The organism is Nostoc sp. JL31, from assembly GCF_017114965.1.
GTDB classification, from domain to species: Bacteria; Cyanobacteriota; Cyanobacteriia; order Cyanobacteriales; family Nostocaceae; genus Nostoc; species Nostoc punctiforme_A.
This window is the reverse complement of record NZ_JABXKO010000119.1, coordinates 55,701-67,923: the sequence shown is the minus strand read 5'-3', so window position 1 is coordinate 67,923 and position 12,223 is coordinate 55,701. Positions and strand designations below refer to the sequence as shown.

Genomic DNA, 12,223 nt, shown 5'->3' with positions numbered 1-12,223 from the left:
AGAAAGATGCAACTAAACTCTCCTTAAGGTGAAATAAACTCAGAAGCAACCGGTTGAACTTCAACCGCCATCACTTGAGAATAACGTTCTATCAGATCGTTGAATATCGATGGTCTGGTCTAATGTACCCAGTCACGTTGATAGGAGGGATATAATATGCAATTAATCTCTAGAGAAGAAATAAAGACATTAATAGAACAGCCAAAAGGAAATTGTGTTTCCATTTATATGCCAACGCACCCAGCCGGGCCAGAAGTGCGACAAGATCCAATTCGCTTTAAAAATTTGGTCAAGGAAGCGGAGACTCGTTTAATTGATGCGGGCTTGGAGGAGAAAGATGCGATCGCATTGTTAGAAAAATCCCATGAAATAGATACCCAAGAGTTTTGGGAGCAAATGGGAGAGCAAGGGCTGGCGATTTTTATTTCGGAAGATATTTTTCGCTATTATCCCCTGCCAATTGATTTTCAAGAGTTGGTCGTGGTTACAGACCGATTTCACATCAAGCCACTGCTGCCAATTTTAAATGGCAATGGTCGCTTCTATATACTGGCTTTGAGCCAACAAGATGTCAGGTTCTTTGAAGGAACACGCTACAGCATCAATGAAGTGGAAGTCGAAAATCTCCCTAAAAGTCTAGATGAAGCTTTGCAAAAAGACGAGACTGTTAAAGAAGGGCAGTTCCGGCTGGCAACATCAAGAGGGGGAACAACTGCCAATTCCTTTTCGCAACCAGGCACGTTTCACGGACAGGGAAGCCCTGACAAGGATAAACAACAAGAATACATACTACAATTCTTTCAGATTATTGATCGCGCATTACATAAGAAACTGAAATTGCAAAAAGCGCCTTTGGTGCTGGCTGGCGTAGAGTATCTCTTGCCTTTGTATAGACAGGCAAATACTTACCAGCATTTGATGGATGAAGCTATTACCGGTAATCCAGAAATTCTCAGCGCCCAAGAGTTACATAACCAAGCTTGGCCGATTGTCGAGGCTGATTTCCAAAAGTCACAGCAAGCAGTTTTGGAGCAATTTCACGAACTGTTTGGTGGTGATACTGGTAAGGCATCTAACAAGCTCCAAGAAGTTGTCTCCGCGGCTTATTACCAACGCGTGGATTCATTACTAGTTGCAGTTGGTCAGCAACAGTGGGGTTTATTCGATCCAACCTCAGAAACGGTTTATTTGCATCCAGAAAAAGAAGCTGGTGATGAGGATTTGTTGGATTTTGTTGCTGCTCATACTTTATTAAACGGTGGCACGGTTTACGCTGTTCCCTTTGAACAGATTCCATATAGCACAGCCGTTGCGGCAATTTATCGATATTGAACATTTTGCTGGTGTTGTATAAAGTTGAATGTGCTATGTACAACACCAACGATGATTACTATTCGCTCCTTTAGCAGTCAATCTCTAATCGGTTTAGCTCTTTTGAGTGCAACGACTATATTTACCCAGACTGCAACAGCAGAAACAATAACTGGAGAATTGGGCAATGTGCGGGCAGAAGTATCTTACGAGAAGCTAGAGGAATATCAGTATAAAAATGTCCGGTTGAAAATTATCCGGGCGGATAAAACTGTTTTGGATCAAAAACTGCCGCAAGAAGATGAATATGACAGACCTGTGGGGAATATATCTGGACAAGAAAACAACTTGCCAGTGCGAGACTTGGACGGTAACAAAGAACCAGAAATAATTGCCGATTTCTTTACAGGTGGAGCGCACTGTTGTACTTATTCATTGATTTACCGCTACGACAGCAAATCCCAAAAGTATCTTAAGATTCGTCATGAATGGGGTAATGGTGGCTATCAACTTAAAGATTTAGACAAAGATGGACTGCCAGAGTTTGATAGTCGAGACGATCGCTTTGCCTATGCTTTTACAGCTTATGCTGCTTCTGCCTACCCTCTGCAAATTTGGCGTTATCGCCAAGGTAAAATGGTCGATGTGACTCGTAGCTATCCCAAATTAATCTCCAATCATGCCTCAGAGCTATGGCAAACTTATACTCAGGCACGACAACAAGGCGATGATGGCAAGGGATTTTTAGCAGCTTATCTGGCAGATAAATATCTGCTGAATCAAGGACAGGATGGATGGGGGCGAGTGCAACAAGCTTATAAAAAAAGCGACCGCACCAAATTCTTCACCGATTTACGGAAGTTTTTGCGCGAAACTGGCTACATTAAATAAATTAGCAGTGAGCAATTAATTCCTAACTCCTAACTCCTAATTAATTAAGTTTTCGGCGTGCTGCTGCTAAAATTATACGTTGTTCAGCACGAGCGATCGCTTGATATGTTCGTTCGACTGCTTCCGGTTCAACAGAAATGGAAGTAATACCCCATTCCACTAATTTATCAATAATTTCTGGATAGAGGGCTGGTGCTTGACCGCAGATTGAACAAGGTATATCGGCACTTTTAGCCATTTGGATCAGTTGAGCGATCGCACTCATAACAGCTGGATGACGTTCATTAAATACTTTTGCTAACTGTCCTTGTTCTCGATCCACTCCTAGCAATAATTGGGTCAGGTCATTTGTACCAATAGAAATTCCGGCTGCACCTGCTTTCACATATTCTGGTAATAAAAACAAGACACTTGGCACTTCTGCCATCATCCACAATTGAAACTGCGCTACCTCGGTTAAAAAAGCTTGCTCAACTTTGCGACGGCAAAAAATAAATTCTTCTATAGTCCGCACAAAAGGCAAAAGTAGGTTGACATTGGTATAACCAGCTTGCTGTACACTTGCCAAAGCTTTCAGTTCTAGGTCAAATACTGCGGGATTTCGTAAATAGCTAAAGGTGCCGCGTTCACCTAACATCGATTGTGGCGAAGATTCTAAACTATCACGCAATGATGGTAAATCTTGCGATCGCCAATCTAAAGAACGATAAAAAACTGGTCTTGGTGCAAAGGCACGAGCAAATTGCATAATCTGCTCAGACCATAGCTCTAACAATTCTGCCTGACGCCCGCTTAAAATCCAACTATTAGGATGTTGCCCGTTCAATATATTTAGTACCATCAATTCGGAACGCAACAATCCCACTCCATCCACAGGCAGGTTTTGCACTTGTTCTATTAAAGTGGATTGACTCAAGTTAACCAGCAGTTGGGTAGCAATCATAGGTAGATGAGACGTAACAGCAGGATGAGGCGCTTTCGGATTGGGATAATGGGAGGAAAGAAGATTTTCTTCTCTCCCTCTCTCCATCTCCTCCTTTGAGTCTCCTTTGATGCGATAGACTTCTCCTCTGTCGCCATCAAGCAGCAATCGCTCGCCAGTTTGGATTAAAGTTGTGGCAGATGTTGCATTTACTACTGCTGTAATACTTAATTCTCTAGCTAGAATTGCCGCGTGACTGGTTAATCCCCCTTGTTCTGTGATAATACCACCAACTTGTTGTAATAATGGCAACCAATCAGGTGTAATTGTTGGTATTACTAAAATGACTCCCTTCGGTAGTTGTTCGGGTTTCTGTTGCGGATTAATAATTACCAGGGCAGTGGCTGCAACACGTCCCCCGGCTGCCCCTAGTCCCCGAATAAAGTGTAAGTGGGGAATTATAGATTGCGAAGGACTAACTTGTGTGATGTAGAGCTTTCCAGATGTAGTTTGCCCGGCGATAGTCCATTTAATGGTAAAGGTTTTACCTAGTTCGCTTACCAGTTGAGTTCCCAGAGCAATTATTTGTTGTAAGTATTCTTCTTGTAAAGAGTACTGTTTTTGTTGGGCTTCTGGAAGCATATAGGTAATCAGACAGGTATGATCTGGTGTTAACGCTGAGTTCGGCATGGGTTGCAAAAAAGCTCCAGAGGCTGCATCATCAACGCCATAAGCCAGCATTTTATTGCCCAGTTGTTGCTCAAGCACAACCCCAGTTCCCGGTTGAATGTAGTAAACATCTGGCTGTACTTCCCCTTGAGCGATCGCAATTCCTAATCCCAAAGTAGCTTCAATTTCCCACCCAGAGGCATTGGTTGTGAGCGAGCCACTGGCGATCGCATTTTCAACAGGTTGCACCAAAACTGCGAGATTAATTTGTTGCAGATTAATTCCTAAGTGCTGCCAATATAATAGACTGCGGGCCCGAAATATTTGGCTCCAGGTACGCTTTAACCCCAAAGCGATCGCTTCCGGTTCGCACTGGCAAAATACCGATTCCAGTAAACCCGATATATTGTTGTTTATACCTGGAGTAGCAGTTGATACTGCCAAGGAAGGTCGAAGAATCAAACAGCTAGTTTGCCATTCCCTAGCGGCTTGGAAAATTGTACTCACCCACTCCTGGGTTACAGTCGCACTCAGAATTTCTTGGCGCAAGCGGCTAGCCACCTGCTGAAGTTGTCGCCAATTAGTAACATCCAGGTGTAGCGAAGAATGGGGTAAGTCAGCTACTAATGATTCTGAACTATTAAGATTTTCGAGAAATTGCCGCAAAATTTCTGCCGAAACTACAAAACCAGGCATCACCGGATAGCCACGCTGGATAATTTTGCTTAAGTAAAAGGCTTTGTCACCTACTTTGGCACGGTCTTGTAGTTTAATTTGATCTAGCCAGTAGAGTTTATTCACTCAATTTGTTAGTTGTCTATTTGTAGCCACAGCCATTTCTTTTTGGTATGTTATCAGGTTAATCCACTGACTTCTGAAAAAAAGTACTCAGGGATGACAGCAGTTTTCTTTTGCATGAATTACAAAGTTACGGTTTTTGAAGCAGGATAGAGGAAAATTCAGAATGGGCTACGCCCCGCTGCGCTAACAGGAGTCAGAAATCAGAAGTAAAACAGGCTTGATAGCTGGCTTTGAGACGAATCGTTGTGTACTTCAGTAACTTGAAATGCGCTGTATAGCTGATTTGCTCTACTTATACATGGTCGTATCATATTTAATTGTTGAGTATATGGGTTAAATCTAACAATTTAAGGTATAATTTTGTTGCCCATTCATTTTAAATAGTCAAACAACTATTTAATAAACTTAAAATTCATATAGTTTGCCATGACGATCCTTGCCACAATTTAACAATGCAAATCTCCATTTATTGACCAAAATAATATTATCTTGTTGAAAAATAATCCTAATAATGGAAAATATTAATTCTCCGTTTCAAAACCATTCATAAATTGATAGATTCCAAATATTGAGGTAGGCTATTGCACTACACCCATTGGATCAAACTCCATTAATAAAACATTAGAATAGTTTTGTACTATTTTTATAAAAATATTACGATTTAACCTAGTATATAGAATTCTCCATATCAGACTAAACATTGTCAAACACTTACTACCTTGCAACTAATGATTGGCTGAATATCAGCTTCCGGCTATGTGTTGCATTGCTTATTGGAGCAATCATCGGCTTAGAACGCCAAATTAGGCACAAACCAGCTGGTTTAAGAACTCACATGCTGGTGAGTTTAGGTTCAGCCTTATTTACCTTAATAATCATGCAAACAGGAGGACTGCAAGCTAGTCCTGATGCACTTAGCCGTGTGATTCAAGGGATTGCCGCTGGTGTAGGATTTCTCGGTGCTGGAGAAATTGTGCGCCAATCTTCCCAAGAGTCACAGCAACTTGAAATTCACGGACTCACCTCAGCAGCGGCTATTTGGGTTTCGTCTGCATTGGGAATTGCTGCTGGCTGTGGTTTATGGCAGTTAGGATTAATCAGTGCTATGCTAACTTTTTTGGTTCTCAATGTTTTTAAAAGGTTTGAAAAACATCATAAAAAATCAGAGTAGAGGCATACAGATGGACGCTATAAATTCCCGGATGAAAATGTCTTAGGACTTACGCACACTCTACGAATTCTTCTCTACGAGACGCTTCGCGATGGCGTCTTCTCTACGAGACGCTGCGCGTTGGCGGAAGCCTCTCGTAGAGATGGCGGTTCGATAAATTAAGGTTTTTGGTGATTTTTGCGTAAGTCATGTGTCTTTAAATAAATTTTTAATTTTTAATTGTTAATTCTCCTGCTTTCACCAAAATAATTTGGGAGGACTTCAACCATTGGGAATCAAAAGAACCCAAGTGAGTGGTAGTAATCAGGGTTTGAAAGCGGTCTTGAATGGCATCAAGTAATTGATTTTGGCGGGATAAATCTAGTTCGGCAAGAACATCATCAAGTAATAGTAATGGTGGTTCTTTGACGACCTCTTCAATTAATTGTAATTCGGCTAATTTTAAAGCTAGAACCAGCGTTCGTTGTTGACCTTGAGAACCATATTGGCGAGCGGGTGTCTGGTTAATAGTTAATTCTATTTCGTCTCGATGCGGGCCGACAAGAGTCGTGCCTTGGTGCATTTCAGCAACGGCTCGTTGCTGAATTTTTGCTAAAAAAGCTTGCTGTACTTCTTCTGGCTGGTTATCCTCTAAAGGAATATTTGGTATGTACTTGATTTGCAGAACTTCTGTACTGCCGCTAATACTGCTGTGCCAGGTGGTAGCAATGGGAGCTAATCTTTGGATGGCACGATCGCGTCGTCTAATTACTCTGGTTCCTGTGGTCGCTAACTGTGCATCCCACACCGCTAGTTCTGATTGCTCTGTATCCAGTGCTGAGTCTTGAGTTTTTTTTAAAAAGGCATTGCGCTGGCGTAACACATGGTTATACTGCTGCAAAATGTGAGCATAAACTGGTTCCAGTTGAATTAATAGTGTATCTAACCAGTTGCGGCGACCTTCCGGGCCGCCGCGTACTAGTTCTAAATCTAAACTGGAAAATTGGACTGCATTGAGAACGCCGAGAAAATCCATTTGACGGCGGATAGATTCGCCATTGAGAGCAACGCTACGGCGACCATTGCGGCGCAGGGTTAAGGTCAGGTCACTAACACCTGTTTGTCGTTCAAGGGTGGCATCAATTTGGGCTATGGCTTCCCCTTCTTGAACTAAATCGCGATCGCGGGTCATGCGGTGTGATCGCAATGTCGCCAGCAACTCCACCGCCTCCAATAAATTCGACTTTCCCTGAGCGTTATTACCTACCAAAATCGTTTTGGCAGCAGTAAACTCAACCTTTTGGTCTTGATAATTGCGAAATTGTCGGAGGTTTAGAGTTTTTAGGTACATAGTGATAATTGGGCATGGGGCATTGGGGATTGGGCATTGGAGAGGAGGGAGACAAAGAAGAAGCAGGGGAGCAGGGGAGAAATTGCAGTAAGTTTTTCCCCTCTGCCCCTCCGCCTCTTATGCGCTATGCGCTATGCCCCATGCCCTATGCCCCATTTACACAGCCTTCTTGCCCACAATCCGCAAAAATATCTTCTCCGCTTCAATCCAGACGAACATTAAGGCGCTGAAGCCAATACAAACCCCCAATTCTTGCATATTCAGGTAATGAGTACCAAAGAAATCTCGCAGAGGCGGGACATAAACTAGCATCAGCTGCAAAATCGTGGTGACGACAACAGCCGCTAGTACAAAAATATTGGAGAAGGGATTCATCTCAATGGTCAGTCGGTTGTTGGAGCGAATAGCGATCGCATGACCCATTTGGGCAATACACAAGGTAGTAAATACCATTGTTTTCCAAGTTTCAGGATTTCCCTGATACCCGGCAGCATGGGTATGTTGATAAGCCCACCACATCAAGGCAATGGTGATAATGGCAAAGATGATGCCAATGCGAATCATATAAGAACCCAATCCCCTAGCGAAAATACTTTCGCGGGGACTAAAAGGCGGACGTTGCATGACATCCGGTTCTGGAGGTTCCACAGCTAATGCTAAGGCTGGTAAACCGTCTGTCACCAAGTTCATCCACAAAATTTGTAAGGGAGTCAGGGGAACGCCTCCCAAACCAATTAAGGGTGCGGCTGCAATTGTCAGAACTTCGCCAATGTTACTGCCCAAGATGTATTTAATAAAGCGGCGGATGTTGGTGTAAACAACCCTACCTTCCTTGGTGGCGCTGACAATGGTGGCGAAGTTGTCATCAAGTAACACCATGTCACTGGCTTCTTTACTGACATCAGTGCCAGTAATACCCATTGCAATACCGATGTCGGCTTGTTTGAGGGCTGGAGCATCGTTGACACCATCGCCTGTCATGGCGACAAATCGACCCCGGCGTTGCAGTGCTTGGACAATTCGCAGTTTGTGTTCTGGGGAAACTCTGGCATAGATGCTCACTAGGTCAACGTTTTGCTCTAGTTCCTCGTCACTCATCCGTTGCAATTCTTGACCTGTGAGAACGCGATCGCCTTCTTGGGCAATTCCCAAATCGGTAGCGATCGCTCGTGCTGTTAATTGGTGGTCGCCAGTAATCATCACTGGGCGAATACCTGCTTCTCGACACTCTTGCACAGCTGCCCTGACTTCGGGGCGTGGCGCATCTAGCATTCCCACCAATCCCAGCCATACTAAATCTTGCTCAGAGGTTTCGTCTGAACCTTCCGGTGGAATCTCTAACAAAGGTTTGTAGGCAAAACCTAGTACCCGTAGACCTTTACTCGCCATCAGGTCATTTTCTGCCAAAATTTTCTGGCGTTGTTCTTCGGTTAAAGTAGCGGTGTCATTACCCAAATGAATTTGAGTACAACGTGCCAAAGTTAACTCTGGAGAACCTTTAGTAAACATTAAGTAAGGTTCAGATTGGAGAAAACCGGCGATCGCCGGGTCAACACCTCTCGAAGATGCTTCACCTGTGGCGACTCCCTCCACCTGAGAAATCACGCTCATCCGCTTCCGTTCCGAGGAAAAGGGGAACTCCGCAACACGAGGTAACTTACTGTTCCACTGGTCTTTTTCGATTCCGGCTTTTCCCGCCAGTGTTAACAATGCTCCCTCTGTCGGATCTCCCAAAATCGCCCATTCACCTTGTTCTTTTTGCAATACTGAATCATTACAAACAGCACAGGCTACTGATAACGCGGAAATTTCTGGAGACTCCTCTAGGGAAATTTTTTGACCATTTAACTGAAAGTCTCCCGTAGGAGCATAACCTTCGCCAGTGATGCGAAAAGTTTTGTTATTGGTGGAAATCGATTGCACCACCATTTTATTTTGAGTCAGGGTGCCGGTCTTATCAGAACAGATGGTCGTTACAGAACCCAACGTTTCCACTGCTGGCAATTTGCGAATCAAGGCATTTTGGCGCACCATTCGCTGGGTTCCCAGTGCCAATGTAACGGTAATTACAGCTGGTAAACCTTCTGGTACGACAGCAACCGCCATACTCAAGGAAACTTCCAAGAGTTCTTGGATGTTGCTAAAACCTCTGTCTTTGATGACACCGCCAACGACGACAATCGCCACCAGAATTAAAGAACCCGTAACTAGGACATTACCCAGTTGAGTCATCCGTTGTTGTAAAGGCGTAGGTTCACTTTCCACCGCCTGTAACATGGTGGCAATTTTGCCTAGTTCTGTAGTCATGCCGGTGTTCGTCACCAGAACCTTGCCGCGTCCTTGGACTACTTCAGTTCCTTGAAAGACGACATTGAGGCGATCGCCTAATGATGTTTCCTCCGGCAATTTTAGTGATGCCTGTTTATTCACTGCTTCGGCTTCACCAGTTAATGCCGACTCCCGCACTTGTAAATTAGACTGTTCGATCAAGCGTCCATCTGCGGCTATCTGCATCCCAGCTTCCAGCAGCATTACATCCCCCGGAACTAGTTCCTTGGCTGCTATCTCCACCAGTCTAGTGTCGCGGATGACTCGCACTAAAGGAGAGGTCATTTTTTTCAAGGCTGCCAAGGCTTTTTCGGCACGACTTTCTTGGACGTAGCCGAGTATGCCATTGAGGATGACAATTGCTAAAATCGCGATTGTATCTTTAAATGGCACTTCACCGGGCTTTAAGCTGCCCGATCGCAAAGCCATCAGGTCTAAAAACCCAGAAATCAGAGCCACACCAATCAGCATCAATAACATAATGTTCTTGAACTGATCTAGCAGAATTTCCCAAGCACTACGGCCAGCAGTTTCTTCAAGTTCGTTGGGGCCGTATTTTTGCAATCTCTGTTGAATTTCTTGGGGTGTTAAGCCACTGTCTGCATTACTATCAAGCAGGTCTAGCGCTTTATCAACTTCTAAACTATGCCAAACGGCGGCACCTTCAGGCAGAGAATTAGCAGACATCGTGTAGGTCACAGCAAATGGTTACAAAATTCGATCATAATTTAGTGATGGCAGGAATTCCATCTTCTAAAGTTACATTAAGGCGATCGCCCAGTTGTATGAGTGTATATGTAATTCTTAACATTTGTAAATTCCTCCCGTTTTGACATAGTATTATTTCTCACGAAAGAGTTTATCGGAACACATTGTACCGATAATTATTAGTACCCCGCTGTAAACGTGGCGATCGAGAACCACTAATTGATGTACTTGGTAAGAGCAACGCCCATTGTGGGTAGTCTTTTAACTCAGCACTCTTCATCCACCCCGATCGGGGGAGCCATTGCTCGATTAGGATTTTCCATATCCAGCAATTGGTGTGACGGCGGTAAAACCGCTTGAGTCATGTTTCCTCTCCTACCTAAAGGTGAGGGTTTTTTACACTTACCACAAGGTTTTATGAGTTTTGCACTCCCCACTTTGACCGTTAGCCAGATGTTTGGGCAAAAAACAATTCGACCGCTTACTGCTGCTGCGCTGTGTGGCATTACTTTCATCAAAGATAGATTGATTGCTATTGACAGTATCAAAGGGCATCTACTAGAGATCGATCCCACTTCTGACAACAGCAAAATTCTCAATTCCCATCAAGTTGAAGAATTTACCGATGTCACTGGTTTAGCGGCGTGGGATGATACCCTCTGGGTGAGCCGAGAAAATAGTGTTTACTCGTGCAAGCTCGATGCTTTGGGTCTAGAACATTTTGTAACATTGCCTTATCCGGCTGATGGCGTTGCTGTTTGGGAAACAACAGTTTATGTCAGTTGCCAAAGGCTGGGCTACATTCTGGTTTTTGACCGCGAAACGCGAAAAGAGATTACCAGATTCTATGCCCCTGGAGTTGGGATAGAGAATTTGGCAGTCAACCAAGAAATGCTATGGATTTGCGATCGCACCGAACAATCAGTTTACGCGATGGACAGAGCCACAGGAGAACTGCAATTCAGCGTTCTGACACCCTTTGAATGTCCTACAGGCATAGCAATCCATAAAAATGCCGAAACAGGCAAAGAAAGTATTTACGTCGCCTACGCCTCAGAGGAGCCTTATATCCGGGATAACCCGAATGCCGATCCAAGTCATGAGCTAACATTCCGCGATCGCACTTTTATTCATCCTCTGTATTATCATTACCAACCAGATAAGCGTTACGCCCTCTCTAATGGCTATCTGATTGAAATGTCTTATGCTGAGGAAATTGCACCCCTAGACGAGGTTTATTTACCCGATGTGGAATGGCGCATCGCCTTACCATCGGAGACTGAGCGTCAAAAGGTGAAACACGTTGAACCCATTGGTATACCCTTCACCGAACAAGTGATAGAAGGGCAACGTGTAGCAGTCTTTAAATTTGATTCTCTTGCCCCAGGTGAACGGCATATATTTGGCTGGAAAGCACTTTTGGAAGTTCGAGGGATTAAATATCGAATTACACCCAGAGATGTAGAAGACGTTCCTGAACTTTCCCCAGAATTACAAACACGCTACCTAGTGGATGACGACGATTTAGCAATGGATACTACCATTGTTCGCCGTGCCGCCAGAGAAGCGATTGGTTCTGAAACCAATGTGCTGCGGAAAATGCACAGCATCCGCAACTACGTTTATGATGAGTTATCCTACGGTATTAAACCTTACATTGATACACCAGATACAGTTTTAGAGCGGGGTGTTGGTTCTTGTGGCGAATATGTCGGCGTTTTACTTGCCCTATCCCGTTTAAATGGCATCCCCTGCCGCACCGTAGGCAGGTACAAATGTCCTCCCCATAGTGACTTAGTAGGAGTGCCGCTACAACCCGACTTTAATCATGTTTGGCTAGAATTCTACGTCCCAAATTTTGGTTGGTTGCCAATGGAATCAAATCCTGATGATATAGGTGAAGGTGGTCCTTATCCGACGCGCTTTTTTATGGGCTTATGCTGGTATCACATTGAAATTGGTAAAGGTATCACCTTTGAAACGGTGACAAGTCAAGGTGAACGGCTAACCAAAGAAGATATCCCCATCGGTGATTTGGCGATAAATCATATTCGGTTCACAATTCTTAAAGAATTACCGGACTTTTGAAGTA

At 43.9% G+C, this 12,223-nt stretch carries 7 protein-coding genes; 4 read left to right on the top strand and 3 right to left on the bottom strand.

The features are described from left to right. Nucleotides 1-156: 156 nt before the first annotated feature. Both HWQ43_RS31825 and HWQ43_RS31820 read left to right on the top strand, forming a co-directional pair. Entirely contained in the window at nt 157-1,332 is a 1,176-nt protein-coding gene (locus tag HWQ43_RS31825; protein WP_292741058.1) for a hypothetical protein, read from the top strand. A 51-nt stretch (nt 1,333-1,383) separates the two neighbouring features. Further along, complete coding sequence (locus HWQ43_RS31820) at nt 1,384-2,202, top strand: hypothetical protein (RefSeq protein ID WP_292741057.1); 819 nt, start codon at nt 1,384-1,386, stop codon at nt 2,200-2,202. Nucleotides 2,203-2,242: 40 nt separating this feature from the next. Here the strand turns inward: HWQ43_RS31820 and HWQ43_RS31815 are convergent, their stop codons facing one another. Next, nucleotides 2,243-4,594 carry a putative PEP-binding protein gene (locus HWQ43_RS31815; protein ID WP_292741055.1) on the bottom strand — a complete coding sequence of 784 codons (2,352 nt, stop codon included), beginning with the start codon at nt 4,592-4,594 and terminating at the stop codon, nt 2,243-2,245. Between the two features lie 700 nt (nt 4,595-5,294). Here HWQ43_RS31815 and HWQ43_RS31810 point away from each other — a divergent pair. After that, entirely contained in the window at nt 5,295-5,765 is a 471-nt protein-coding gene (locus HWQ43_RS31810) for an MgtC/SapB family protein (RefSeq protein ID WP_292741053.1), read from the top strand. A 208-nt stretch (nt 5,766-5,973) separates the two neighbouring features. Here the strand turns inward: HWQ43_RS31810 and recF are convergent, their stop codons facing one another. Further along, nucleotides 5,974-7,095 (bottom strand): DNA replication/repair protein RecF, encoded by a 1,122-nt coding sequence (recF, locus tag HWQ43_RS31805; protein ID WP_292741051.1) that lies wholly within the window; start codon nt 7,093-7,095, stop codon nt 5,974-5,976. A gap of 156 nt (nt 7,096-7,251) precedes the next feature. Further along, nucleotides 7,252-10,110 carry a cation-translocating P-type ATPase gene (locus tag HWQ43_RS31800; RefSeq protein ID WP_292741150.1) on the bottom strand — a complete coding sequence of 953 codons (2,859 nt, stop codon included), beginning with the start codon at nt 10,108-10,110 and terminating at the stop codon, nt 7,252-7,254. Between the two features lie 438 nt (nt 10,111-10,548). On the opposite strand from HWQ43_RS31800, the gene HWQ43_RS31795 reads away from it, so the two are divergent. After that, nucleotides 10,549-12,219, top strand: coding sequence for a transglutaminase family protein (locus HWQ43_RS31795; protein WP_292741049.1), 1,671 nt, complete (start codon nt 10,549-10,551; stop codon nt 12,217-12,219). Nucleotides 12,220-12,223: the final 4 nt, after the last annotated feature.